This is a genomic window from Pseudomonas turukhanskensis (genome assembly GCF_027922365.1).
Classification (GTDB): domain Bacteria; phylum Pseudomonadota; class Gammaproteobacteria; order Pseudomonadales; family Pseudomonadaceae; genus Aquipseudomonas; species Aquipseudomonas turukhanskensis.
This window is the reverse complement of the sequence record NZ_BSFN01000010.1, coordinates 70,815-95,847: the sequence shown is the minus strand read 5'-3', so window position 1 is coordinate 95,847 and position 25,033 is coordinate 70,815. Positions and strand designations below refer to the sequence as shown.

Genomic DNA, 25,033 nt, shown 5'->3' with positions numbered 1-25,033 from the left:
GTTAGCCGCGTAGACGTTTACTACGAAGGTTGGGGCGGATTATGTGAGCTTCTTGCGGGCGACGGGGCTATGTACCAACGACGTGAGACAAAAGGCGCTGGCGTTCCAGCGGGCGGTTTTCAACGTTGTGTTCAACAACCGCGATGATCATCCGAAAAACTTCGCTTACCTGATGTCGGCCGGCGGGGAATGGGCGCTCGCGCCCGCCTACGACGTGACGTTTTGCGAGGGACCTGGCGGGTACCACCAGATGGATGTTCTGGGCCAGGCATTGGATATTTCCCGCGGGCAATTGCTGCGACTGGGCGTAGAGGAAACCGACATGACGGGCAAAGAAGTCGCCGATACCATCGATTTGGCTTGTGAAGTTGCCAGCACGTTCACGCAACGAGCGCAGGACAGCCTGCCCGGCGCTATTACCAAGAGCACCGTCAGAACGATTCAAGCCCGCATCAACCAGAACATCGCTTTGCTGAAATGAACAGGGGCGTTCAGCCCCAGCCGAGCCGATGATTTGTGTCTGTCCGGCGCAGGTTACAGCGGGCCGCTTTGGCCTCGCGGCACAATGCGCTTTCCTCCCTGGCTCGCCACTTCAGCCGCCTGGCCATCGCGCTGCTTGCCTCGTTGCGCCTGCCCCACCAGTTGCCCGATTAACGCCCCTTCCGGCAAATGGCGCCAGAAACGGCCGGGCATATGTTGCGCCAACGCTCCTGGGTTGACGCGTGCCGGGTTGAAGGTGTGCCGGTAGTAGGTTGGCCACAGCTCGCCATCCGGGTCGTCAGCCTGCTGCGCCCACTGTTGCCATTGCTCGGGACACTGCTTGCGGTAGTCCAGTGCATTACCGTCGTAGCGGATGCCATCTTCAGGCGTGGCGATAAGCCAACGCTGGCGGCCCAGGCGTTCGGCAAAGTGTTCACTGGCGCTGTGCAGAATGTCATGGGCCGGCTCGTGAAAGGCCACCAGATCCAGTTGCAGGTGCTCGGCCAGCTGCGGCGGCAGCGGCACGAAACGCACAAATGCGTGCAGGTGATGGGCTTCGCGGCTGACCTGTTTGATGCGCCGTTGCAACTCGCTACCGAGGCGGTCGCCTGCCAGCATCGCGGTGCGATCACCGTGCGCAACCCGCCAGAGCACTTCGTACAGCAAGCTCCAGCGCTGGTCACCGCGATAACGGCCGGCTTGCTCCAGTTGGCCCAGCAGAGCCGCCGGAATTCGTGCCCGAAAGCTGCCGCGCCCGGTAGGCAGCGGGGTCGGCAAGGCCAGCAGATCGTGCATCAGGCCTTGGGCCCACACCACGTCGCAGGGGTCGATGTTATGGCTGAGCAGCGTGCGCGCCTGTTCGCGCCAGGTGGCGAAGTCGTTGCCACAGTCGAGCGCGATCATGCCCATAACCCCATTTGCTGGGGTGCCTGCGGTTCTCTCAGTCGGGCACGCAGCAGGCCGCTGCGCACTTCCGCTTCCGGCGGGCGGTAGTCGCTGGTGACGATAAACGGACGGGCCTTGTCCAGCACGCAACGCAACTGCACCAGATCGTCGTAGCGAATCCGCCGCTCGCGACGCAGCGCCACCAACCGTTGCACGCTGCGCAGACCAATACCGGGAATGCGCGCCAGCAGTGCTGGCTCGGCACGGTTTACATCCAGCGGAAAGACCTCGCGGTTAGCCAAGGCCCAGGCCAGCTTGGGGTCGATGTCCAGCGCTAGGTTGCCCGCCTCGCGCAGCAATTCACCGGCGCTGTAGCCGTAGCCACGCATCAGGAAATCAGCCTGGTACAGCCGGTGCTCGCGCAACAGAGGCGGCGCGGCGAGCGGCACGCTGCTGGGGCTGTCGGGGATCGGGCTAAAAGCTGAGTAGTAAACGCGCTTTAGGGCGTAGCCCTGGTACAACGCCTGGGCGTTGCCCAGAATGGTGTGATCGTCCGTGCTATCGGCGCCGACGATCAGTTGGGTGCTCTGCCCGGCCGGGGTAAAGCGTGGCGCGTTGCGTTCCCCTGCCACCGCCAACTGCCCCTGGTGAATCGTGCCCATGGCCAGGCGAATGGTGCTCGCCTTCTTTTCCGGGGCCAACAGTTGCAGGCTCTCGTCGGTAGGCAGTTCGATATTCACGCTCAGGCGATCGGCCAGGCGGCCTGCTTCTTCGATCAACAGCGGGTCGGCGTCTGGAATGGTTTTGAGGTGGATGTAACCGCGAAACTCGTGCTCTTCGCGCAGCAGGCGCGCCACGCGGATTAGTTGCTCCATGGTGTAGTCGGCCGAGCGGATGATGCCCGAGCTCAGAAACAGCCCGCTGATGCAATTACGCCGGTAAAAATCCAGCGTGAGGCGCACCACTTCCTCCGGCGTAAACCGTGCCCTGGGCACATTGCTGGTGCGGCGGTTGACGCAGTACTGGCAGTCGTACAGACAGAAATTGGTCAGCAGCACCTTGAGCAAGGAAACGCAGCGGCCATCCGGCGTGTAGCTATGGCAGATTCCCATACCATTGGTGGCGCCCAGCCCATCGCGACCTTTGGAACTGCGCTTGGGCGCGCCACTGCTGGCGCACGAAGCGTCGTACTTGGCGGCATCGGCGAGAATGCCCAGTTTGGCGATAAGCTGCATGACAGACACCTGAGTACTGATTATTCATACAGTAGTTTAGGAGGGTGTCGGCTGGCAAGCGCCAGTGGGCGCCTGATGGAGAATTGGCGAAAGCCTTCCAGCGCGAGCTGGCGATGAACCAGCCATCCGCCACTGTGCCGACCGCTCCTACCTGCGCTACGTCGACGATAGGAACGGCGTTAACCGCGTCTTTAAAAAGCATCGCTGCCGCTGTAGCAGATGGCGCTACAGAGCCTGGCGATTTGCTGCGCCAGTTTCTCCCAAGAGCTCGTCAGAGCAATCCAGATAGTCAGCTTCGTCAGCATGGCATTGCCGCGCCATGAAGTGCCTGCACGTCCCGTATCCAACGGCATCGCCGCCCGTGAAGGGCCGATTGCCCCCGCACTTGCTGACGGCGCACTGCGGTTCCAGCGCCGCCCTCCCCTGCAATCTCCCCTTAATTTCAGATGCACACTTTGCAGCGGCATCAATCTGTCGCTTGAACCAAACGAAGGTTGTCAGTTGACAACCCGCAGATCTTTTAGCACACTGGAGCTCATTGGATGACTCGTTCCGCACATTCAAAAAAGGACGTTGAGCAAGCCCTCAGCTATGTCGAACCCCATGGCTGGAGGGTGGTGGAAGGCGGCGGCCACTGTTGGGGAAAAATGTACTGCCCCTACAACGACCGCGACTGCCGATGTGGCGAGTTTTGTATCAGCAGCATCTGGAGCACCCCGAAAAATCCGGGGAATTTCGCCAAGGCCATACGGCGTGTGGTCAGCAACTGCACCACGCACCTGGCCCGGAAAATTAGCCAAGCGGAGTAATGACCATGGACTACATTTTCACCCTCAAATACCAACTGCCGCCGCACGAACAGGACATGGACGCTCTTATCGGCCGACTGGGCGAAGCCGGCTGCGACGATGCCCTCATCGGTATCGGTCAGCCTGGCCGCCTCGCGCTGGCCTTTACCCGCGAGGCGGCGTGCGCCGAAGACGCCATCAACAGTGCGCTGGCCGATGTACGCCAGGCCCTGCCCACCGCCACCCTGATCGAAGCGACCCCCGACCTGGTGGGCCTTACCGATGCCGCCGAGCTAATGGGTATGAGCCGGCAAAATATGCGCAAACTGATGCTGGCCAACGCCGCTACCTTTCCGCCGCCCATTCATGAAGGCTCAGCGTCGATCTGGCACCTGGCGGAAATCCTGGCGTGGATGCAAACACGCGGCAGCTATGCCCTGAAGCAGAACCTGATGGACATTTCCCAAATGGCCATGCGAGTGAATGTGGCAAAAGAGCAAACACGACTGGCCGGGCCGGCCAAGGTCGAGCCAGGTGTGCTGGCCTGGTAATTCCTCGCGGCGGCTGTATGGTCCATTTACTTGGGATCTGACTCTGTTAGCCGCGACGACCGCGTCCTAGCATCGGCAACATTCACTGGCTCGGGGCGCGACATGAACAGCATTCCAGACACCATCGACTTCGCTCCATTACAGCTGCGGCGCTTAGCCCCAAGCGATCTTGAGCTGATCTGCGCGCACCGCGAAACCATGTTTCTGGAAGCCGGCGGCGATGCGGGTCAGTTGCAGGTAATGACCGAACACTTCCGCCCCTGGCTCATACCGCGCCTGGCCGATGGGCGTTACTTCGGGTTTATCGTGCACGACGACGACCAGCCCGCTGCTGCCATCGGCCTGATGAGCATCGAATGGCCGCCCCACCCCTCCCATCCCACCCAGGACCTGCGTGGTTATGTGTTGAATGTATTCGTTGAGCCAGCCTATCGGCGGCGCGGACTGGCCTCGCGGTTGATGCAGGTGGCCGAAGCGCAATTCAGCCAGCGAGGCATCAGCTTCGCCGTGCTGCATGCCACTCAGGTGGGCAGGCCCGTGTACGAAGCCTTGGGCTGGGGCGGCACGTCGGAGATGGCCAAGCGGATCAATCTCTCAGACTGATCCGCTGGCAACATCACAAGGTGAACGTAGACGCATCGATCTGCCGGTCGATCACGATCTCCACCAACAGCGTGGTGTGCGCGACAAAGAAGTTTTTTAGCTCAGCCGCAGGAATCGCCAACCCGTCGGTGCTGCTGGCACTCACGCTGCCGTACCCCACCGGTTGCTGTGGTGGGCGAAACAGCGGTTGCGCTGACAGGCTCAGATACATGAATTCCAGGCCAAACTTCTGCACCACCCGTTCCAACTCACTGATCGATAGGTAGATGGAGCGGTAGGAGCCGTTGTCTTCATATGGGTGAACGGTGGTGATCACCTTCTCGTACAGCTCTTTTTCAAACTTGCGGTCCGAATTCACCTGCCGGTACAGCTGGAAAAAATAGTCCAACACATCGTGCTCAAGGTCGTCGCTTACATGGGCGGCGAGGTTCTGATAACGCGGCGATTGGCTGCCAATAAACGGGCTTATCTGGTCGATTTTGCTCTGCCAGGCAAACGAGCCGTTGGCTGGAGCGAAGTCGGCATCGGTGACGTTCAACGCCGCCTGAATAAGGGTCAGGGTGTTGGGGTTTTTCGGCCCTCTGTCTTTCAACGCAACAGTGCTGTGGTTTTCCTGGTCGACAATGCCGAATGCGATTGCGCCATTGGCGCGCTCAAGCTTCCAGCCGGGTTTTGCCTGCTGATGCTGGTCCAGCGCCAGGGTCAAGCGTGACGCGTTGAGGTTGGCGGTACTGATGCGCACGGTGCCGTCGCTGCCGTCTTCGTTGGCGATAGCCTCCACCCCGTCATAGCCGACGTTGCCAACCAGCACGGTCGCCAGAATCTTGCCGCTGCCATACCAGGTGCTGGTGCCGAACAGATCGCGGCGAGCGAGCTCCATGGTGTAAGGCGAGCCTAATTCAAGCCCCTTGAGAATCTGCGTGCCGGTCTGGCCGATAAAGCGGTTCCAGCCCTTGAGCACGCGGCCAATAAACGAGCGGCCCTTATGGGCCAACGGTGAGCCGAAGTTCGCCGGTGCCAGCATTACGAAACGCTGGATCGGCGCGGTGTCGCTGGTGTAGTAACGGGTCATCCATTCGCGCACCACCAATGCCCCGGTGCTGTGGGTGACGATATCCACGCTGTGGGGCTTTTTTGACAGGCCACTGGCAATCCAGGCGCGCTCCATGGCCACGGCCAGATCGGCATAGGTGACATCGTTTTGCAGGGATATCCAGTCAGCGATCCTGATCTGGACAGGCGGCGCGCCAAACCAGGTGGTTATCTGCTTGGCCAGCTTGGTGAATGACTTGCCTTCGTCGCTCCAGCCATGAACGATCACAATTGAACGAGGCATGTTGGCCTCCTGAATCAGCAGTCCGCTTCGCATCCTTGACTGCCTGACGGGATGCCCCCTGCCGCGTGTGCGGCTAGATCAGCGTAGTGTCGGGTTTGGGATTGGCAAGTTGCTGGCTGATGTGAAGCGCGGCGCTCGTCGTTTATCAGATACCGCCGCCCGCTTGGCGATTCTTGATCCCCGCCTTCGCGGGATGACGATGAACGTTGAAGTGCCCCCGTCGTCCCCGCGCAGGCGGGGACCCAGAATACCGAAGCCTATGGCGAGCTAGGCGACACGTCAGCGATCGGCTTTAACGCCTCATCAAACTGCGCCAACTTCGGAAACTCCAGCGGTTGCTCGTCATCCAGATGCTGTAGGCGCTCGGCATAACGGCGCAGAAACTCGCCACGCGCCTCGTCGCTGATATAGGGCACATGCCAGGCCACAAACGGCGCCAGCACTTCAAACCCCACATACGCCAGGGTGCCGCGCAGCAACGGTCGCAGCATGTCTTGCAACGGGCCATGGATGGCGCCGTCGCCGAACATATGTTCGCGCCCACCCAAGGTCAGGCTGACCAGGGCTTTCTTGCCGCTCAAGCCGCCCTGGTCGTAGAACCGCTTACCGCCGTAACAAATACCGCTGACCAGCACCCGGTCGATCCAGCCCTTGAGCATGGCCGGCACAGAAAACCAATACAGCGGAAAATTGAGAATCAGCAGGTCTGCCCACAGCAGCTTGTCCAGCTCCTGCCGGATATCAACGGCCAGGCTGCTGTTTTTTACCGCCAGGCGCTGCTCCAGGGCGTACACCAGGTAGTCCGAATTCTCCCGCTCGGAAAAATCGGCCGCGCTGGCCACCGGGTTCCACTGCATGGCGTACAGGTCGCTGGTTTGCACCTGATGGCCCTGCGCTTGCAGCGTCTGCCGCGCCAAGCTGGCCAGAGCGGCGGTGAACGATTTGGCTTCGGGGTGGGCATGCACTATCAGTACGTTCACGGTTGCTGCTCCAGGCGAATCAGTGCGTCTACGCCAAGGGTGGTATCAACGCCAACCAGCAGCGGATTCACGTCCAGTTCCAACAGGTGCCCGGCGTTTTCACAGGCGTAATCGGCGACCGCGCGTATGGCTGACACCACGGCGTCCAGATCCGCAGCCGGCCGCCCGCGAAATCCTTGCAGCAGGCGCACGCTGTGCAGGCTCAATAACGCGGCACGAATGGCCGCATCGGTGGTGGGTAGCAACAGGCTGCGGCTATCGTTCAGCAACTCAACCAATACGCCACCTGCACCAATGATCAGCGCCAAGGCAAAGCCGCTCTCCCGTTTGATGCCCACGATCAACTCGGCCAACGGCGCTGTGGCCATTGGCTCCAGCAAAACCTGGTCGAAAGGCATCTGCGGTGCATAGGCCGCGATACGTCCGCGCATTTCTTCCAGCGCCACTTGCAGCGCCTGTGGCGTGGCCAGGTTCAGCGCCACTGCACCGGCTTCGGTTTTATGCGGCAACTGGCAGCTAACCGCTTTAAGCACCAACGGATAACCCACGCGCTGGGCGGCGGCCAGGGTGCGTTCCGGGGTGCTTAATTCGCCGGCCGGCACTGGCAGGCCAAAGGCGCGCAAGGCTTGCTTGGACTGCCATTCGTTCAACAGCACGCCCTCGCCTGCCACTGCCTGCGGGCAAAGCGGCAGCAACGCCGACTCGCCTCGGGCCAGCAAGGTGGCGCGGTGCTGTTGGTAGTGGGCGATCTTGCCCCACGCCGCCAGGCCGTCTTCAACCCCTTGCAAGGCGGCAATCCCTTGGGCATGCAGCCGCTCACGAGCGCTGGCAGGCAGTAATTCGGGAAACGCCGAGGTTACAAAACCGACCTTGCCGTGTCGCACCAACGCTTCGCTGTAGCGCTGCAGCAGCAGGTCGCATTCCTTGCGTTCCCCGGTGGCCTCGCTTGGGTAGTCGAGCACCAGAACAGCGGCATCGGCTTCGGTGCGCAAGGTGCTGTCGAGCATCTGCTGCAACGCTGCGCCATCGCCCCAGATAGCGGTGGTGAAATCCAGCGGATTGACCAGGTTGGCGTAACTGGGCAGAACGCTGGCCAGCTCACCGCGTTGGACGTGGTCTAGCGACGGCAGCTGCAGACCATTACGCTCGCTATAGTCCGCCAGCAAGCCGGCGTCGCCGCCCGAGCACGCCAAGGCAATCAGGCGATTACCGGCCGGCAGGTTACCGCAGGCAGCGGCCTTGAGCGTCTCAACAAAGCTCACCGGGCCGCTGACGCGAATCACGCCCAAGCGTTCGAACAGGCTGTCGTACAGCGTGTCGGAGCCCGCCAGCGAGCTGGTGTGGCTCAGCGCCAACTGCGCGCCAAGCTGCGACACACCGGTTTTTAGCGCAATGATAGGAATGCCCTTGAGCAGCGCCTTGTGGGCCGCCGCGGCAAAGCCGGGGACGTTCTTTAGCCCTTCGAGGTGCAAGCCGATAGCGGTAACCCGTGGTTCGTCCAGCAGCACATCCATCAACTCCGCCACGCCGGCCTGCGCCTGGTTACCCACCGATGCCATATAGGCGATGGGTAGCGAGCGGTCGCTCATGGACAGGTTGTACGCGAAGTTGCCGCTCTGGGTCAGCACCGCCACGCCCTTTTCCACCGCCTTGCCACCATGGGCCACCGGCCACAGCGCGGCGCTGTGCAGGTAGTCCAGCAGGCCGTAGCAGTTAGGCCCCAGCAGCGCCATATCACCCGCTGCCCGCAGCAGTTGTTCCTGCAGCCGGGTGCCCGCCTCACCGGTTTCAGCGAAGCCGGAGGCATAGCAGATCGCCCCGCCGGCACCTGTGGCCGCCAGTTGCGCCACGCACTCGAGGGTCAGCTCGCGGTTGGTGGCGACAAACACAGCGTCCGGGCCGCAGGGCAAATCGGTAACGCTGGCCACGCACGGCACGCCATCAAGTTCGGCATGGTGCGGGTTCACCAGCCACATCGGGCCTTGATAGCCACCCTCGGCACAGCGCTTGAGGGCTCGGGCCATGCTGCGCCCGCCGACAAAGGCCAGGTGCCGTGGGGCCAGCATACGTTTGAGGTTGTCACGCAGGCTCATATCCACACTCCCCTTAACGCAACAACGGCCGCAGCAATTCGCGGGAAATGATGTGGCGCTGGATTTCCGACGTGCCCTCCCAGATCCGCTCGATCCGCGCGTTACGCCAGATGCGTTCCACCGGCCCTTCGTCCATCAAGCCCATGCCACCGAAAATCTGCACCGCTTCATCGGCCACCTTGCCCAGCACTTCACTGGCAAACAGTTTGGCCATGCCCGCATCGCCATCGGTCATGCTGCCCTGGTCCATTTTCCAGGCGGTGTGCAGGGTGAGCAGTTCTGCTGCGCGAATTTGCGTGGCCATATCGGCCAGCTTGAACGAAACGCCCTGGTAGCTGCCGATGGCCTGGCCGAATTGTTTGCGGTCTGCTGCCCATTGCAAGGACACATCCAGCGCACGCTGCGCCTGGCCCACGCAGTTGGCGGCAACCATCACCCGCCCGGCGGTCAGCCAGGCGTTGGCCACTTCCCAACCTTTGTCGACTTCGCCCAGCACCTTGCTGGCCGGTACCCGGCAGTCGTCGAAGAACATCTCGAAGGTGTGGTAGCCGCGGTTGCTCACGCATTTGGGGCCACGGCGAATGGTCATACCGGGAGTGTTGCGGTCGACCAGAAACGAGGTCACGGCATTGCGCTTGCGGCCGTTGTGCTCGTAGCTGTCGGTGACGGCGAACACGATGGCGAAATCGGCATGCCCGGCGTGGCTGATAAAGTGCTTGCTGCCGTTCAGGACAAAGTCGTCGCCATCACGCACTGCGCGGGTTTTGATCGCATTGGCATCGGAGCCCGCACCGGGTTCGGTCAGGGCAAAGCAATCGACCTTTTCGCCCTGCACGCACGGCAGCAGGTAGTCCTGAATCTGTTGGCCCTTGCAGGCCATCAGGATTTTCGAGGGCCGCGCGACAAACACATGCACTGCCCAGGAAACCTTGGACAACTCGCGCTCGATCAGCGCCTGAGACAGATAATCCAGCCCGCCGCCGCCGACCTCCTCCGGCATATTGAAAGCATAAAAGCCGGCGGCGATGGCCTTGCTTCGAATCTCGGCGGCAAGCTCGGGTGACACTTCATCGGCGCGATCCACCGCGTCTTCGTGGGGCAGCAGTTCCTTGGCGACAAAGCTGCGTACCGACTCCACCAACATTTCTTGTTCTTGCGTGAGTTGGAAATTCATACCTGCACCTGCCCGCTCTACGGGGTTGTTATTGGGTTAGCGGCCGATAAACCGCGGCGCGCGTTTTTCCACGCTGGCGCGCAACGCTTCTGCGCCATCAGCACTGCGACCACACAGCAGGCCGGCCGCCAGTTCGGCTTGCAGGTGCTGCGGCAGGTCACGCTGTTCGCCGTCACGAATAAGCTGTTTGGTTTGCGCAAAGGCAAAGGTCGGCCCGTTGGCCAGACGCTGGGCCAGCTCGGCGACGGCACTGGGCAGTTGCTCATCGGCACACAGCTCACCGACCAAGCCGGCAGCCAGTGCGCGCTCGGCGCCCCAGAGTTCGTCGAGGAAAAGAAACCGCTTGGCCAGCTCGGCGCCGATCAGGCGTGGCAAGTGCCAGCTGGCGCCGGCATCCGGGGAGTACGCCATGCTGGTGTAGCCGGCCTTGAAGCGTGCTGACTGCGCGGCAATACGCAGGTCGCAGCACAACGCCAGGTCCATGCCCGCACCCACGGCCGTGCCGTTGATGGCAGCGATGGTCGGTTTTTCCAGGCTATACAAACGCGCCATCAGGCGGTGCGCCGCTTCGGTCCAGCCGTAGGTTTCCAGCTGGCCGCGGGCTTCGGCGGCGGCCCATTCGGTCAGGTCGGCGCCTGCGCAAAAGCTGCGGCCGTTGCCGGTAACCACCACCACTCGCACCTCGGGGTCCTGGTTTAATTGCTCGAGCAGGTCGTGCAAAAAATTCAGGCTGGGGATATCCAGCGCATTGCGTTGTTCAACGCGGTTCAGTGTCAGGCGGGCAATACCGGCTTCTTTTTCGCAAAGCACAGCGAGCTGCGTGGTCATAGGCGGCCTCGAAGGGTGTTAAGTCGTGTGGGGAACGCGTAGCGTGGTGGGCGTCAGCCCTGGCGTAACCAGTCGATAAACTGGGCGAACAACTCCGCTTGCGAGTTGATCCCCAGTTTCAGGTACAGGTTTTTGCGGTGCATGCGCACGGTTTCGGGCGAGATCGCCAGCTCGTAGGCTGCCGATTTCACCGAATGGCCGCGCAGCACCATGTGCGCCACTTCCCGCTCGCGCTCGGTGAGCAGGTCACAACCAAAGTTGTTGAATGCCACCTGAATGCGCTGGCTGAGCACGGCATGGTCCTGCTCGGTGGCGGCATCGCCGGCGCCGCTTTGTTGCAGCCAGTGCCGGCCGAATTGCGCAAGCACTTCACGCACCATGGGCTGCATGGCCCGCAGCAGGTTGAGCTGCTCGGGCGCCAGGTTTTGCGCGCCCATGCCCTGGAACAGGCACACGGAAAGCTTGCTGCGGCTGTCGAGGTTGACGATGTAATAGCTGTCTTCGGCGCAGCCGATTTCCAGGTAGTAGTTTTTGTAGTACTGGCTTGAGAAAAAGTCGTCGGGGGCGATTTCGCTCAAGTGGTAAAACCCTTCGGCCAAGCCGCCCTCCACGGCCAGGCAAAAGGGGTCAAGCAGATAACCGCCGGAGAAATACCGGTTAAGCATCCAGTCGCGGTAATGCTCGGGAATACCTTGCTGATAGAGCAACTGCGGCGGCTGGTCTTTACGCTCCAGGCTGATCATCAGCGACTGCACCGGCACCAGGTGGCCGAGCGCACCGGCCAAATGGCTGAGCGCTTGCAGCCCCTCGACATGGGTCAGGGCCAGTTGCAGTTCGCTATGCCACTGGCGCAGCGAGCCCAGCGGCAGGGAAACCAGGGAATCATCGGCGTTGTTCATGGCCCGCAGTCTATGCAGGCGCTCCGAGTGACGTAAAGCCATGGATACACTCATTGTCATTGCCCCGCGTATTGGCCGCTGACGGTCAACTCGTCGGCCACTTCCAGAATGCACTCGCGCAGGGTTTCCACAATCTCGTCCACTTGAGCGCGGCTGATGATCAACGGCGGCGACATCACGTTCAGGTGCACCATGGGCCGTACCAGCAGCCCTTTGGCTTGCGCGCGGGTATGGATTTTTTCGCCGATGTTCAGCGCTTCCGGAAACAGCGCCTTGCTACGTTTATCCGCCACGAACTCCACACAGGCCATCAGCTTTTTGCAGCGCACATCACCCACCAACGGCAGCTCGCGCAACGTGGCCAGGCGTTCTTCCAGGTAACCGCCCACGTCGTTCACATGGGCCAGCAGGTTTTCCCGCTCAATGATCTCGATGTTCTTCAGCGCCGCGGTGCAGCACACCGGATGGCCGCTGTAGGTAAACCCGTGGGTAAAGCAGCGGCCCTTGCCGGGCTCATCGATCACTTTCCAGATACGGTCGGAAAAAATGCACGCACCCAGTGGCAGGTAGGCTGAGGTCAGGCCCTTGGCGGTGGTGATGATGTCCGGCTGCACACCGAACAGCGCTTCGCTGGCGAAGAAAGTGCCCAGACGGCCGAACGAGGTCACCACTTCATCGGCGACAAACAGAATGTCGTAGGTTTGGCACACCTCCCACATGCGTTTGAGGTAGCCGTCTGGCGGAATGATCACGCCGCCAGAACCCATGATCGGCTCGGCAAAGAAGGCCGCCACCTTGTCGGCACCGATGCTGAGAATCTTGTCTTCGAACTCGGCAATCAGATAGTCGACAAACTGCTCCTCGCTCATCCCGGCCGGCGCGCGGTACGGGTTGGGGTTGGAGATGTGGTGGATGCGGTCGTTGGCATAATCGAACTCGGGCACGCGGTCGGCGGCCTTGTTGCCGATCTGCATGCACAAGGCGGTGGAGCCGTGATAGGCGTTGTAGCGAGCGATAACGTGCTTTTTCTCCGGCTTGCCGCGGCAGTTCTGGTAGTACTGAACCAGGCGGTAGGCGGTGTCCACGGCGGTGGAGCCGCCGGTGGTGAGAAACACATGATCGAGATCGCCCGGCGCCAGGCTGGCGAGTTTTTTACACAGATCGATGGCGACGTTGTTGGCCATGTCGCAGAACGGGTTGGCGTAGGCCAGTTTGCGCACCTGGTCGGCAATGGCCAGGGCCATTTCCTCACGGCCCAAACCGATATTGGTGCACCACATGCCACCCACGGCATCGAGAAAGCGGTTACCCGCCGTGTCGTAGATATAAGCGCCTTCGCCGGCAACGATATTCAGGGAGCCTTGCTCGCGGTGCTCATCAAACACGTGGTACCCGTGCATGTAGTGCGCCTTGTCCGCCTGGACCAGGTCCGCATCGGCAAAGCCATCGAAAAAAGCCTGAGTTGGAGTCGCCATAACCATTACCTGCACAACAGATTATTCGGAAGTGTTGAAGTGTTGTTGCTCCGGCTTACATGCCGGTCTTGATGGTGTTCCACACCCGTGTGATGGCCCGGCTCTCCTTGGCATCGTGGGTTTTCTGCGGGAACAGGCGCTTGAGCGTTTCGGCGTCGGGGTAGATCGCCTGGTTGTCACGCACATCGGCATTGAGCAACGGCGTGGCCTTGGCGTTGCTGTTGGCGTAGTGGATGTAATTGCTCACATCGGCCATCACCTGCGGTTGCAGCAAGTACTCCAGAAACTTGTGGGCGTTGGCCGCATGGGGCGCATCGGCCGGGATGTACATATTGTCGAACCAGATCAGCGAACCTTCCTTGGGAATGAAGTACGCCAGGTTGATCTTCAGCCCCGCTTCCTCGGCGCGGGCCTGGGCGGTGGCGTAGTCGCCGGACCAGGTCATGGCCATGCACACATCGCCGTTCGGCAGGCTGGTGAGGTAGTTCACTGAGTCGAATTTGCGGATATAGGGGCGCACCTTCATTAACAGCTCTTGCACTGCTTTGAGGTCTTCGGGCTTTGCACTGCGGGGGTCGCGGCCGAGGTATTGCAAAGCCAGGGGGATGACTTCGGTGGGGGCGTCCATGATGGTCACGCCGCAGTCGGCGAAACGCGACACCACCTTGGGATCGAACATCATCGCCAGCGAGCCAATCGGCGCGGCGGGCATGCGCTCTTTAATCTTGTCGACGTTATAGGTGATGCCGTTGCTGCCCCAGGTATAGGGCGCTGAGTACACCAGCTGCGGATCGTAGCCTTGCAGGTTCTTGATCACTTGCTGATCGAGGTTGCCCAGGCTGGGCAGCTGTTTCTTGTCCAGCGGCTGGAACACTTTGGCGCTGATCAGCGGCGGCACCAGGGAGGCGTTGAGCACCACCAGGTCGTAACCGGAGCGGCCGGTAAGGAGCTTGGCCTGGACGGTTTCGTAGGCGTCGAAGGTGTCGTAAATTACCTTGATGCCGGTGGCCTTCTCAAAATCGGCCAGGGTGTTTTCGCCAATGTAATCGGCCCAGTTGTAAAGCCGCAGCGTATTGGCGCCCTCTTCCTGCGCGGCAAACACCGGCGCGGTCAGCGAGATAACTAAAGAACAGCGAACGACAAAAGCAAACACCTTACCCATAGTCATTTCACCTTGTGAGTGTCATCTGCCCTGGATGAGCGATGGCTGCACTATTGGCGCAAATGGCGGGGGCGACCATACCCTGATTGGGTAGGTTGGGCTGGCCTGGATGGCCTTCGCGGTGTAAGGTTGCACCCGGGTGTCGCGACTGCAATCGGTAGTCAGGCAGGTTTTTTGTGTTGGTCGGGCCGCCACACAGTCGATACAAGTGAGCGACCATGAACCGTATCCTTTCCCCCAAGGACCTCCCTGCTGCGCGCCGTGTAGCAGACAAAGCCTTTAGCGCCCTCGAACATTTTCTGCACATTGAAGCTGTGAGCGGCATCGTCCTGATGCTGGCTGCGGCCATCGCCCTGATCTGGGCCAACTCCCCCGCCGCCGACAGCTATCACCACCTGTGGCATATGCCGTTGGGTTTCGGCTTGGGCGAATTTCAGGTTTCCCAGTCTCTGCACTTCTGGATCAACGACGGTTTGATGACCGTGTTCTTTCTGGTAGTGGGCCTGGAAATTCGTCGCGAGATCCACGAAGGCGCCCTCGCCACCCTCAAGCTCGCCACGCTACCCATGGCCGCTGCGCTAGGCGGTGTGGCCGTACCCGCACTGCTGTACCTGGCGGTCAATGGCGACCCCGGCTTGCGCGCCGGGTGGGCAGTCCCGACCGCCACCGATATCGCCTTCGCCATGGGCGTGCTGGCCCTGCTGGGCAAATCCATTCCGCCGTCGGTGCGGGTGTTTCTGCTGGCCCTGGCGATCATTGATGACATCGCTGCGGTGCTGATCATCGCCCTGTTCTACTCCGGCGGCCTGGAGCCGATCGGTTTTCTGATTGCCGGCGGCGGCATTGCCCTGGTGCTGATCTTTCAACAGATTGGCATCGGTTCGGCCTACGCCTATGTGCTGCCAGGCGCGCTGCTGTGGTTTGGCTTGCTGAAAACCGGCGCCCATCCGACCTTGGCCGGCGTGGTGTTGGGCCTGATGACTCCGGTGTTTTCCCGCCCTGACACCGAGCGCCCATTGGACAGTGCCCTGCGCGCCGTCAACACCGTGGCCGAGCGAGCCGATGGCGACGCCCAGCACCTGCTAAGCCCGGTGAAACAACTGCGCGCCGCGCAACGTGAATTGCTGCCACCGGTGATTCGTGTACAAGCATCCTTGCACCCGTGGGTAGCGTATGGCGTGATGCCGCTGTTTGCCCTGGCGAACGCCGGCGTAAGCCTGGGTGGCGTTGACCTGGGCGATTCCGGCTCGCTTACCGTGATGCTGGGCGTGCTGTTCGCCCTGGTCGTGGGCAAGCCTGTTGGTGTGATGTTCAGCACCTGGCTGTTGGTACGATTGGGCTGGTGCACCTTGCCGACGGGCATGACCTGGGCCTGGTTGGGGCTGGTGGGTTGCCTGGCGGGGATCGGCTTTACCATGTCGATCTTTATCGCCTCGCTGGCGTTTACCGACGCGGGGCTGCTAAGCGCCGCGAAACTGGGCGTGCTACTCGCCTCGGCCATTGCGGCCACGGTGGGGTTGGTGATTGGGGCAATTGTGGTGCGGCGCTCGCGGGCTTCCACGTCGTAACCGGCTCGCAAGCAAGATCAAAAACTCGAGGCTGAAGCCTCTCCTACAGGGTTGTGTGTGCCGTGTAGAAGAGGCTTCAGCCTCGATGCTTTTGGGGCGATGTCAGGGCTTGAGAATCAAGGTCCCCAACGGTGGCAAGTTGAGCGACAACGACTGCGCCTGCCCATGGCTCTCGATGCCATCGGTATGCATCGCACCACGGCTCCCGGCATTGGAGCCAGCAAACACTTCATCATCGCTGTTAAGCAGCACCTGCCACTCCCCGGCCTGCGGCACGCCAATGCGGTAGCCTTCGCGCGGCACCGGGGTGAAGTTGTGCACCACCAGCACCGGCGCGCCATCGTCGCCGTGGCGTAAGAAGGCGTACACGCTGTTGGTAGCGTCATCACCAATCAACCATTGAAAGCCTTCGGCCTTGCCGTCGCGCTGGTGCAGTGCGGGGTGTTGGCGGTACAGCTGGTTGAGCACTTTCACCAGGTTTTGCGTGCCTTGGTGTTCGCCGTAGCGCAGCAGGTACCAGTCCAGTTCATGATCGTGGCTCCATTCGCGCCACTGGCCAAACTCGCACCCCATAAACAGCAGCTTTTTCCCCGGATGGCTCCACATAAAGCTCAGGTACAGACGCAGGTTGGCGAACTTTTGCCAGCGGTCGCCGGGCATCTTGTCGAGCAACGAACGTTTGCCGTGCACCACCTCGTCGTGGGAAATCGGCAGGATAAATTGCTCGGTAAAGGCGTAGAGCAAACCAAAGGTCAATTTGTCGTGGTGGTGCTGACGATTGAGTGGGTCTTCGGCGATGTACTTCAGGCTGTCGTGCATCCAGCCCATGTTCCATTTATAGGCAAAGCCCAAGCCGCCGCCCTGGGTGTCGTGGCTGACGCCAGGCCAGGCAGTAGACTCCTCGGCAATCACCAAGGCCCCCGGCACTTCGGTGTGCACCACGTCGTTCAGATGACGGAGAAAATCGATGGCTTCCAAGTTCTCGCGGCCGCCGTGGCGGTTGGGAATCCACTCGCCGTCTTTGCGCGAATAATCGCGGTAGAGCATGGAGGCCACAGCATCTACCCGTAGCCCATCGATATGGTACTGGCGCAGCCAGTGCAGCGCCGACGCCAGCATATAGCCGTGCACTTCGTTGCGGCCCAGGTTGTAGATAAAGGTGTCCCAGTCCTGGTGAAAGCCCTCGAACGGGTGCGCATACTCATACAGCGCCGTGCCGTCAAAACGGGCCAGGCCGTGGCTGTCGGTAGGGAAATGCGCCGGCACCCAGTCGAGAATCACGCCGATGCCCGCCACATGGCAGGCGTCGACAAATGCAGCGAAATCAGCAGGACTGCCGTAGCGCGAACTGGGGGCGAATTGCGACAGCAACTGGTAGCCCCAGGAGCCGCCAAACGGATGCTCCATAATCGGCATTAGCTCGACGTGGGTAAAACCCATCTCGTGCATATAGGGAATCAGTTGGTCCGCCAGTTCAGACCACTGCAACACCCGGCCATCTTCATGATGGCGCCAGGAGCCGACGTGCATTTCATAAATCGACAGCGGCTGATTGTGGGCTTGCGCATGCTGGCGTTTTTCCAACCACTGCTGGTCATTCCAGACAAACTCAAGCGGTTGTGCCACCACCGAGCCGGTGGCCGGCGGCAGTTCGGTGGCCAGGGCGATGGGGTCGGCCTTGAGTGGCAGTACGCCGTGGCTGCCAAGAATCTCGTATTTATAGACTTCGCCTGGCGCCAGGCGCGGAATAAAGATTTCCCACACGCCCGACGGATGCCGTGCGCGCATGACATGGCGGCGCCCGTCCCAGCCATTGAAATGGCCGACCACCGACACCCGTCGGGCATTCGGCGCCCACACGGCAAAGCGCACACCGGAAACGCCGTCCACTTCCACCAACTGGGCGCCAAAGGCTTTGCCCAGCTCACGGTGGTTACCCTCACCGAACAAGTAGATATCCATATCGCCCAACTGCGGACCAAACGAATACGGGTCTTCGATCTCCTGCTCGCCCTCGCCCCAACGAATCCGCAGGCGGTAAGGGCGCTGGTCGAGTGGGCGGATGGTGAACATGCCGGGCACCTCGCCGAGCGTCATCTCCCCCATTCTGCCGCCCGTGTTGGCGTCGATCAGGTCCACGCCCAACGCACCGGGCAAATACGCCCGCACAATCGGTCCCTGCTCGTCCCGGTGCGGGCCGAGGAAGGCAAAGGGGTCGCTGTGTTCGGCACGCACCAAGGCTTGCACATTGGGGTCCGGCATTTCGGCGTTCAGCGGGGCCGGCACAGTCAAGTCAATCATCGTGCAGCGCTCCCTAACAGGTGTTGGCCCAACTCCACCAGCCCCTGCACCGGCACATTCAGCCAGTCGGGACGGTAGCGAGCTTCGTACAGAATTTCGTAGGCGGCTTTTTCCAGGCTGAACAACGCCAGGGCCGCCACTTCGCCGTCGCGCTCGTGCCAGGCATGTGGCAGATCGGCAGCGGCCAGGCGATAGGCTTCCTGGAAGGCCGTGCGCGCCTGGCTGCGATAACTCGCCGCCACTGCACGGCGTACTGCATCGGCTTCGCGCGAAGCATCGGTGCTCTGCGTGTTGCGGATGGCCATCGCGGCGGCGTAGTCGAACGAGCGGATCATGCCGGCCACATCCTTCATCGGGCTGTGCCGGGTGCGACGCTCTTGCAGGCTGCGGGTTGGCTCGCCTTCGAAGTCGATCAGGTAAGCATCGCCCTGCACCACCAGCACTTGGCCCAGGTGCAAGTCGCCATGCACGCGAATGCGCAGGCCGCCCAGGCACAGTTGCGCCAATTGGTTAACCGCCGCCAGCAGTTGTTTGCCGTGGCTGGCCAGCCATTGCGCGCTGGTCGCGTCTGCGCTCGGGCTGTTGGCCACCTCATCTAGCGCTTGCTGCAACTGCGCGCTGATGCTGCTGGTCCACTCGTCCACGTCGGTTTGCGTGCTGGTGATCGCGCCAAAATCCGGGTTGTCGCTCGGCTGGGCCAATACCCGGTGCATTTCCCCCAGGCGCCGTCCCAGTTGCCGGGCAAAAGCTGCGAGCTCGACGCTGGCCGGAGCAATAGCGCCATCGGCCGCCGGGTTGGTCAACTGGTCGCGTATGGCCCGCTCCAGGGTGTTTTGCGTCCAGAGCCAGGCATCACCCTGGTTGCTCAAGTAGCGCTGCAAGACCATCAGTGTATGCGGCACACCCTGGGCATCCACGCGGCGTACCTCACCGAGCAGTTGCGGAATATTGGCGAAGCCTTGAGCGGTGAGATAACCGCCCATTTCGGTTTCCGGGTGAATGCCAGGCATCACCCGACGCACCAGCTTGAGCACCATGCTTTGGCCAATCAACGCCGAGCTGTTGGACTGTTCGGCAGACACCAGATTAATTTCTTCTTCGGGGTTATCCGGCAACTCCTGCAGTTGCGGCGTCGACAGAAACTGCAGTTCGCAACCCGCCGAGTTGAGCACCTGCCCTTCGCGCAAATAACGCACCACCTGTTGGCTGAATTCCCCCAGGGTAAAGGCATCGGTAAGCAGCCCCACTTCGCGCCCACGGCGTAAACGTGCCAACGCCAGTTGCTGCGGCACGCTGCTGCCTGCGGCATTTTCTGCCACATAGCTCAGCGGCAATTGATAGTGCTCCACCTGGTTGCCGTTGCGCACCTCCACTTCGCTGAGCACGCTGCGGGCGCCAAAAGGCACGGCGTAGAGCAGCTTGTATTCGGCAGCGGCGGAGTCATCCAGGGCCGAGAACCAGCGGCGTTTCGGCAGGTAGGCTGGCAACGATTCGCGGCTCAACGTCAGGCTGCACCGCGATTGCATCAGTTCGGTCAGGTCACGTTTGATGACCAGCGTCGGCAGCTCCGGCATGCGGTCGACTGGCGGCACGTGCCAAGCCGGCATCTGCGCCTCCTCGGCCAGCAAAAACCAGTAGAAGCCATAGGGCGGCAGCGTCAGCAGATAGTTGAGCTGGCCAATGGGCGGGAACGACGTACCGCCGACCATTTCCACCGGCACCTTGCCGTTGTACGCCGACAGCTCCAACTCGGCGGCTTGTGCGGCGCGCGACATATTGGCCACGCACAGAATAATTTCGTGTTTGCCATCAACGCCCGTGTATTCGCGCAAGTAGGCGAGAATGCGGCGGTTGGACGGTGCGAGCATTTTCAATGTGCCGCGGCCGAAGGCTTTCTGCTGCTTGCGAATGGCGAGCATGCGCCGCGTCCAGTTCAGCAGCGAATGGGTGTCGCGCTGCTGGGTTTCGACGTTGATGCTCTGAAAGCCATAAAGTGGGTCCTGAATCGGCGGCAACACCAGGCTGGCCGGGTCGGCGCGAGAAAAACCGCCGTTGCGGTCGATGGACCATTGCATGGGCGTACGCACGCCGTCCCGGTCACCCAGGAAGATGTTGTCGCCCATGCCAATTTCATCGCCGTAATACAGCGTCGGCGTGCCCGGCATGGAGAGCAGCATGCTGTTGAGCAATTCAATACGGCGACGGTCGCGTTCCACCAGCGGTGCCAGGCGCCGACGAATGCCCAGGTTGATACGGGCACGGCGATCCGCCGCGTAGTAGTTCCACAGGTAGTCACGTTCGTGGTCGGTGACCATTTCCAGCGTCAGCTCATCGTGGTTGCGCAGGAAAATCGCCCACTGGCAGTTGTCCGGAATCTCGGGGGTCTGGCGCAGGATGTCGGTAATCGGAAAACGGTCTTCCTGAGCGATGGCCATGTACATGCGCGGCATCAGCGGGAAGTGGAACGCCATATGGCATTCATCACCGGGGCCGCCGTTCTCACCGCCAAAATACAGCTGGGTGTCTTCCGGCCATTGGTTGGCCTCGGCCAGCAGCATGCGGTCAGGATAAGTGGCGTCCAGTTCGGCGCGAATCTTCTTCAGCACCACATGGGTTTCGGCCAGGTTTTCGTTATTAGTGCCTTCGCGCTCAATCAGGTACGGAATGGCATCCAATCGCAGGCCATCAACGCCCAGGTCGAGCCAGAAGCGCATTACGCTGAGCACTTCCTTGAGCACCTGCGGGTTGTCGAAATTGAGGTCTGGCTGGTGCGAATAGAACCGGTGCCAGAAGTACTGGCCGGCCACCGGGTCCCAGGTCCAGTTCGATTTCTCGGTGTCGAGAAAGATAATCCGGGTTTCCGGGAATTTCTGATCGCTGTCCGACCACACGTAAAAGTCCCGTGCCTTGGACCCCGGCTTGGCGCGCCGCGCTCGTTGAAACCAGGGGTGCTGGTCGGAGGTGTGGTTGATCACCAGCTCGGTAATTACCCGAATGCCGCGTTTGTGCGCCTCGGCAATAAACCGCTTGGCGTCGGCCATGCCGCCGTAGTCGGGGTGCACATCGCGGTATTCGGCAATGTCGTAGCCGTCATCGCGCCGCGGCGAAGGGTAAAACGGCAGCAGCCAAAGCGTATTCACGCCCAGGTCGGCAATGTAGTCGAGCTTGGAAATCAGGCCGGGGAAATCACCAATACCGTCGTCGTTGGAGTCGAAGTACGACTTCACGTGCACCTGATAAATCACCGCGTCCTTGTACCAGAGCGGGTCTTCGATAAAGGCAGCTGGCCGGCGCTTTTTGCGGCGTTCAGTGGTTTGTGCCGTGTTTTTATTCACTGGATCGTTGTTTGCTTGGTCGCTCATCGCGTCCCCCTTAGCCGGTTACGCGTACACGCCAGATACCGAATGGCTGGTGCCACGGTTCAATGCGCATCCATTGGGTTTTGCCATGCCAGGTCCAGGTGTGCCCGGTCATCAGGTCTTCACCGTGCAGGCTGGCGTCGTCAGGCAGGCCGAACTCCCAAAGTGGCAGTTCAAAATGGGCTTCCTGGGCGTTGTGTGGGTCGAGGCAAACCGCGACCAGTACAAAATTGCTGAGGTCGGCCGTACGTTTGCCGAACAGCAGAATGTTGTCGTTGTAACAGGTGTACACCTGCAGCCCCAGATGGGTTTGCAGTGCCGGGTTTTGCCGGCGAATACGATTGAGCTGGGCAATCTCGCTAACGATATTGCCGGCCTTCTGATAATTGCGCGGGCGGATCTGGTACTTCTCCGAATCCAGGTATTCCTCTTTGCCTGGCACGGGCGCGGACTCGCAGATTTCAAAGCCCGAATACATGCCCCACAGCCCGGAACCCATGGTGGCCAGGGCCGCACGAATCAGAAAACCGGCGCGGCCATTGTTGTGCAAGAAGGCTGGGTTGATATCCGGCGTATTGACGAAAAAGTTCGGCCGGTAGCAATCGCGCCACGGTGCTGTGTTGAGTTCGGTGAAGTAGCTTTCCAACTCGGCCTTGGTGTTGCGCCAGGTGAAATAGGTGTAGCTCTGGCTGAACCCGACCTTGCCCAAGCGCGCCATCATCGCCGGGCGAGTAAAGGCCTCGGCGAGAAAGATGACTTCCGGGTGCACCGCACGGATATCGGCGATCAACCATTCCCAGAATGGCAGCGGCTTGGTGTGCGGATTGTCAACGCGAAACAGCGTCACGCCCTGCTCCACCCAGCCTTTGACCACGTCACGCAAGGCCAGCCACAGACCCGGCATGGCGTCCTCGGCGTAGAAGTCCACGTTGACGATGTCTTCGTACTTTTTCGGCGGGTTTTCCGCATGGCGAATGCTGCCGTCGGGGCGCCAGCTGAACCAGCCCGGATGTTCTTTGAGCCAGGGGTGGTCGGGCGAGCACTGAATGGCAAAGTCCAGGGCGATTTCCAGACCATGGGCTTTGGCCGCTTTCACCAGGGCGCGAAAGTCCTCGAAGGTGCCGAGTTTTGGGTGAATGGCGTCGTGGCCGCCGTCCTTGCTGCCAATGGCATAGGGGCTACCCGGATCATTGGCGCGGGCTTGCAGGGAATTGTTGCGGCCCTTGCGGTGGGCACGGCCGATGGGATGAATGGGCGGAAAATACAGCACGTCAAAACCCATATCACGCACATACGGCAGGCGTTCGATCACATCGCGAAACGTGCCGTGGCGGTCTTCATCGTCAGTGGCCGAGCGCGGGAACAGCTCGTACCAACTGGCAAATTCGGCCAGCTTGCGCTCCACATCCAGCGGGAACGCCGGGCTGTTGATTCGGTGCGGGTGGGCTTCGGTCAGGCGCATGGCCTGGGTGGTTTCCGGGGCGAGAAAGAACGTTACGCGCTCTTCCACCGACTGGGTGTCCTGCAACGCCCGCAGGCGCTCGGCCATCAACTCGCCGTGCTCGGGGCCGGCGTTTTCGGCCGCCTTGCGCAGCAGTTGCTCGCCTTCTTGCAGCTCAAGCGTGATGGGCACACCGGCCGAGAATTTTTTCAGCAGCTCATAGGCGAAGGTGGCGTAACCATCCCACCAGGCTTGTACGGCGAACTGATAACGCCCGGGCTGTTCGAGGGTGAACTCGCCTTGCCAACGATCGTTGCCAAGGTCCGTCAGCGGCACGCGGTGCCATTTTTCTTCCAGCTCGGCGCGCCAGAGCACGGCGCCGTCGAGCTTTTCGTGGCCATCGGTAAAAATCACCGCGCTGACCACCACCGTACCGCCGGCAATGCTTTTGGCCGGAAAGCGACCGCCCTCCACCACCGGCGTCACGGCCTCGATGGCGATGCGCGGTAACTGCAGGGCGTCTTCTACGGGTAAATGGGTGGTCTGGCGCTGTGCAACCTGGTCGAGGGGGAGCAAGGGGCGTGCATGCGACATCGAATCGGGCTCCTTCACTGCAAACCGCCGCCGCCCGATGAACCGGGAGGCGGCGTGTCTGGATTCGTTGTCCCTGCGCTAAACAGGGGGCGTACAGTTCCGAGCCCCGGTGTAGAGCAAAAGTTCAGGGTTTTGGTCAGGTTTGTTTGGCCGCTGCGCAGGGCGCAAAAGTCTGGATTCCCGCCTAGGCGGGAATGACGGTGACCGTGGCAAAAAGCTCGCTTGTCCCCGCGTACGGCAGATACCCATACGGGTATTCGCCCTACGGTTGCGTTAAAGTCTCGCGCTTATGCTCACTGCCTACCTCAGCCTCTTCACCATCGCCTTTCTCGCCGCCACGCTGCTGCCGTTGCAATCGGAAGCCGTGCTGGTGGGTTTGTTATTGGCCGGTGATTACTCGCCTGCCGGCCTCCTGGCGGTGGCCATCAGCGGCAATGTGCTGGGCTCGTGGCTGAACTGGATACTGGGGCGCGGTATAGAACGCTACCGCGAGCGTCGCTGGTTTCCAGCCAATGCGCAGCAAATGGCCCGGGCACAGCAGTGGTATCAGCGCTATGGCTGCTGGACCCTGTTGCTTAGCTGGCTGCCGGTGGTGGGCGACCCGCTCACCTTGATCGCCGGCGTCATGCGCGAACCGCTGTGGCGCTTTTTGCTGCTGGTAACGGTGGCCAAAGCCGGTCGCTACCTGGCGTTGGCCGCAGTGGTAATGAATCTTTAAAACCGAAGCCTCGCCTACATGAGACAACAATTCCCGTAGGAGAGGCTTCAGCCTCGCGGCGTTTTAAAGCACCGGCTAATCATCCAAAGGCGCGGGCGCCGGCTGATTCGGGTCTACGGGTTTACTCAGCTCTTTCTGGCTGGCCGGCAACTGGTCCACCGTGCTGAACAACTGCTGTGGCTCAACCGGCCCGGAATGCTCAAGCTTTTTCTCGCCATCCTTGCCCAGCAAAATCACTTTGGCTTGTGCGCTGGCGCCCAGCTTCAAGGCACGAATCAGGGCCATGGTGCTCTGTGGGTCGAGGTCTTTGCCTTCGCGCTTACCCAGGGTATTCACCACGGTGTACAGCACCATATTGCGTTCTTTGAAGGCGGCCTGATTGGCAGGCTCTTTCAAGGCAGCCTGCAGTTTTACCAAGGCGGGGTCGGCCGCGCTGTTGGCAATTACGATCACCGGCCGCGCCTGGCCACGGTCGGCGTTTAGCGGGCTGTCGTCATTGTCGGCCACTACCGGGCCGCTGAGGGCAACCAACAACGCCATGCTGAATGAGCGCAAAAACATAG

Annotated in this window: 19 protein-coding genes and 1 pseudogene; 6 read left to right on the top strand and 14 right to left on the bottom strand. The window is 61.2% G+C overall.

From position 1 onward, the window contains the following. Positions 1-37: 37 nt before the first annotated feature. Positions 38-481: pseudogene (locus tag PKE98_RS17060) on the top strand (HipA domain-containing protein); the annotation flags it as partial. Between the two features lie 53 nt (positions 482-534). Here PKE98_RS17060 and PKE98_RS17055 read toward each other — a convergent pair. Continuing rightward, complete coding sequence (locus PKE98_RS17055) at positions 535-1,389, bottom strand: TIGR03915 family putative DNA repair protein (protein WP_271196525.1); 855 nt, start codon at positions 1,387-1,389, stop codon at positions 535-537. Then, positions 1,380-2,600: a putative DNA modification/repair radical SAM protein gene (locus PKE98_RS17050; protein ID WP_271196524.1), complete on the bottom strand. Its 1,221-nt coding sequence runs from the start codon at positions 2,598-2,600 to the stop codon at positions 1,380-1,382. The genes PKE98_RS17055 and PKE98_RS17050 overlap by 10 nt, the downstream gene beginning before the upstream one ends. A gap of 542 nt (positions 2,601-3,142) precedes the next feature. Between PKE98_RS17050 and PKE98_RS17045 the strand changes: the two genes are divergently transcribed. The 3 genes from PKE98_RS17045 (at position 3,143) to PKE98_RS17035 (ending at position 4,542) form a co-directional block, all read left to right on the top strand. After that, positions 3,143-3,409 (top strand): hypothetical protein, encoded by a 267-nt coding sequence (locus tag PKE98_RS17045; protein ID WP_271196523.1) that lies wholly within the window; start codon positions 3,143-3,145, stop codon positions 3,407-3,409. Positions 3,410-3,414: 5 nt separating this feature from the next. Continuing rightward, a complete protein-coding gene (locus PKE98_RS17040) occupies positions 3,415-3,939 on the top strand; it encodes a helix-turn-helix transcriptional regulator (RefSeq protein WP_271196522.1) in 525 nt (174 codons plus the stop codon). Between the two features lie 102 nt (positions 3,940-4,041). Further along, positions 4,042-4,542 carry a GNAT family N-acetyltransferase gene (locus PKE98_RS17035; protein WP_271196521.1) on the top strand — a complete coding sequence of 167 codons (501 nt, stop codon included), beginning with the start codon at positions 4,042-4,044 and terminating at the stop codon, positions 4,540-4,542. Positions 4,543-4,555: 13 nt separating this feature from the next. Here the strand turns inward: PKE98_RS17035 and PKE98_RS17030 are convergent, their stop codons facing one another. The 8 genes from PKE98_RS17030 to PKE98_RS16995 all read right to left on the bottom strand — a co-directional run bounded on the left by PKE98_RS17030 (position 4,556) and on the right by PKE98_RS16995 (position 14,489). Continuing rightward, on the bottom strand, positions 4,556-5,878 hold the full coding sequence (locus PKE98_RS17030; RefSeq protein WP_271196520.1) for an esterase/lipase family protein: 1,323 nt from the start codon (positions 5,876-5,878) through the stop codon (positions 4,556-4,558). A 257-nt stretch (positions 5,879-6,135) separates the two neighbouring features. Continuing rightward, positions 6,136-6,858: an NAD(P)H-dependent oxidoreductase gene (locus PKE98_RS17025; protein ID WP_271196519.1), complete on the bottom strand. Its 723-nt coding sequence runs from the start codon at positions 6,856-6,858 to the stop codon at positions 6,136-6,138. Beyond that, positions 6,855-8,951 (bottom strand): acetate--CoA ligase family protein, encoded by a 2,097-nt coding sequence (locus PKE98_RS17020; RefSeq protein ID WP_271196518.1) that lies wholly within the window; start codon positions 8,949-8,951, stop codon positions 6,855-6,857. The genes PKE98_RS17025 and PKE98_RS17020 overlap by 4 nt, the downstream gene beginning before the upstream one ends. 13 nt (positions 8,952-8,964) lie before the next feature. Further along, positions 8,965-10,125 carry an acyl-CoA dehydrogenase family protein gene (locus PKE98_RS17015; protein ID WP_271196517.1) on the bottom strand — a complete coding sequence of 387 codons (1,161 nt, stop codon included), beginning with the start codon at positions 10,123-10,125 and terminating at the stop codon, positions 8,965-8,967. 36 nt (positions 10,126-10,161) lie between these two features. Continuing rightward, positions 10,162-10,953 (bottom strand): enoyl-CoA hydratase/isomerase family protein, encoded by a 792-nt coding sequence (locus PKE98_RS17010; RefSeq protein ID WP_271196516.1) that lies wholly within the window; start codon positions 10,951-10,953, stop codon positions 10,162-10,164. 53 nt (positions 10,954-11,006) lie between these two features. Continuing rightward, positions 11,007-11,894 (bottom strand): LuxR C-terminal-related transcriptional regulator, encoded by an 888-nt coding sequence (locus PKE98_RS17005; protein WP_271196515.1) that lies wholly within the window; start codon positions 11,892-11,894, stop codon positions 11,007-11,009. A gap of 14 nt (positions 11,895-11,908) precedes the next feature. Further along, the gene (locus PKE98_RS17000) at positions 11,909-13,327 is read right to left on the bottom strand and encodes an aminotransferase (RefSeq protein WP_271196514.1); all 1,419 of its coding nucleotides are present in this window, start codon (positions 13,325-13,327) and stop codon (positions 11,909-11,911) included. 55 nt (positions 13,328-13,382) lie between these two features. Then, complete coding sequence (locus PKE98_RS16995; protein WP_271196513.1) at positions 13,383-14,489, bottom strand: polyamine ABC transporter substrate-binding protein; 1,107 nt, start codon at positions 14,487-14,489, stop codon at positions 13,383-13,385. 218 nt (positions 14,490-14,707) lie between these two features. Here PKE98_RS16995 and nhaA point away from each other — a divergent pair, with 218 nt between their 5' ends. Beyond that, positions 14,708-16,057 carry a Na+/H+ antiporter NhaA gene (gene nhaA, locus PKE98_RS16990; protein ID WP_271196512.1) on the top strand — a complete coding sequence of 450 codons (1,350 nt, stop codon included), beginning with the start codon at positions 14,708-14,710 and terminating at the stop codon, positions 16,055-16,057. Between the two features lie 102 nt (positions 16,058-16,159). Here the strand turns inward: nhaA and glgB are convergent, their stop codons facing one another. The 3 genes from glgB to PKE98_RS16975 are packed head-to-tail and all read right to left on the bottom strand — an operon-like array spanning position 16,160 to position 23,752. Beyond that, on the bottom strand, positions 16,160-18,358 hold the full coding sequence (gene glgB / locus PKE98_RS16985; RefSeq protein WP_271196511.1) for a 1,4-alpha-glucan branching protein GlgB: 2,199 nt from the start codon (positions 18,356-18,358) through the stop codon (positions 16,160-16,162). After that, entirely contained in the window at positions 18,355-21,720 is a 3,366-nt protein-coding gene (treS, locus tag PKE98_RS16980) for a maltose alpha-D-glucosyltransferase (protein WP_271196510.1), read from the bottom strand. The genes glgB and treS overlap by 4 nt, the downstream gene beginning before the upstream one ends. A gap of 10 nt (positions 21,721-21,730) precedes the next feature. Continuing rightward, entirely contained in the window at positions 21,731-23,752 is a 2,022-nt protein-coding gene (locus PKE98_RS16975) for an alpha-1,4-glucan--maltose-1-phosphate maltosyltransferase (protein WP_271196509.1), read from the bottom strand. 289 nt (positions 23,753-24,041) lie between these two features. On the opposite strand from PKE98_RS16975, the gene PKE98_RS16970 reads away from it, so the two are divergent. Further along, positions 24,042-24,470: a YqaA family protein gene (locus tag PKE98_RS16970; RefSeq protein WP_271196508.1), complete on the top strand. Its 429-nt coding sequence runs from the start codon at positions 24,042-24,044 to the stop codon at positions 24,468-24,470. A 75-nt stretch (positions 24,471-24,545) separates the two neighbouring features. On the opposite strand, the gene PKE98_RS16965 is transcribed toward PKE98_RS16970, so the two are convergent. Further along, positions 24,546-25,031 carry a DUF4174 domain-containing protein gene (locus tag PKE98_RS16965; RefSeq protein WP_271196507.1) on the bottom strand — a complete coding sequence of 162 codons (486 nt, stop codon included), beginning with the start codon at positions 25,029-25,031 and terminating at the stop codon, positions 24,546-24,548. Positions 25,032-25,033 lie beyond the last annotated feature (2 nt).

Coding starts and splice junctions, on each gene's coding strand:
- glgB (WP_271196511.1), bottom strand. CDS start 18,358: ATGATTGACTTGACTGTGCCGGCCCCGCTGAACGCCGAAATGCCGGAC.
- PKE98_RS17050 (WP_271196524.1), bottom strand. CDS start 2,600: ATGCAGCTTATCGCCAAACTGGGCATTCTCGCCGATGCCGCCAAGTAC.
- PKE98_RS17040 (WP_271196522.1), top strand. CDS start 3,415: ATGGACTACATTTTCACCCTCAAATACCAACTGCCGCCGCACGAACAG.
- PKE98_RS17045 (WP_271196523.1), top strand. CDS start 3,143: ATGACTCGTTCCGCACATTCAAAAAAGGACGTTGAGCAAGCCCTCAGC.
- treS (WP_271196510.1), bottom strand. CDS start 21,720: ATGAGCGACCAAGCAAACAACGATCCAGTGAATAAAAACACGGCACAA.
- PKE98_RS16965 (WP_271196507.1), bottom strand. CDS start 25,031: ATGTTTTTGCGCTCATTCAGCATGGCGTTGTTGGTTGCCCTCAGCGGC.
- PKE98_RS17030 (WP_271196520.1), bottom strand. CDS start 5,878: ATGCCTCGTTCAATTGTGATCGTTCATGGCTGGAGCGACGAAGGCAAG.
- PKE98_RS17055 (WP_271196525.1), bottom strand. CDS start 1,389: ATGGGCATGATCGCGCTCGACTGTGGCAACGACTTCGCCACCTGGCGC.
- PKE98_RS16970 (WP_271196508.1), top strand. CDS start 24,042: ATGCTCACTGCCTACCTCAGCCTCTTCACCATCGCCTTTCTCGCCGCC.
- PKE98_RS16995 (WP_271196513.1), bottom strand. CDS start 14,489: ATGGGTAAGGTGTTTGCTTTTGTCGTTCGCTGTTCTTTAGTTATCTCG.
- PKE98_RS17020 (WP_271196518.1), bottom strand. CDS start 8,951: ATGAGCCTGCGTGACAACCTCAAACGTATGCTGGCCCCACGGCACCTG.
- PKE98_RS17015 (WP_271196517.1), bottom strand. CDS start 10,125: ATGAATTTCCAACTCACGCAAGAACAAGAAATGTTGGTGGAGTCGGTA.
- PKE98_RS17005 (WP_271196515.1), bottom strand. CDS start 11,894: ATGGCTTTACGTCACTCGGAGCGCCTGCATAGACTGCGGGCCATGAAC.
- PKE98_RS16975 (WP_271196509.1), bottom strand. CDS start 23,752: ATGTCGCATGCACGCCCCTTGCTCCCCCTCGACCAGGTTGCACAGCGC.
- PKE98_RS17010 (WP_271196516.1), bottom strand. CDS start 10,953: ATGACCACGCAGCTCGCTGTGCTTTGCGAAAAAGAAGCCGGTATTGCC.
- nhaA (WP_271196512.1), top strand. CDS start 14,708: ATGAACCGTATCCTTTCCCCCAAGGACCTCCCTGCTGCGCGCCGTGTA.
- PKE98_RS17000 (WP_271196514.1), bottom strand. CDS start 13,327: ATGGCGACTCCAACTCAGGCTTTTTTCGATGGCTTTGCCGATGCGGAC.
- PKE98_RS17035 (WP_271196521.1), top strand. CDS start 4,042: ATGAACAGCATTCCAGACACCATCGACTTCGCTCCATTACAGCTGCGG.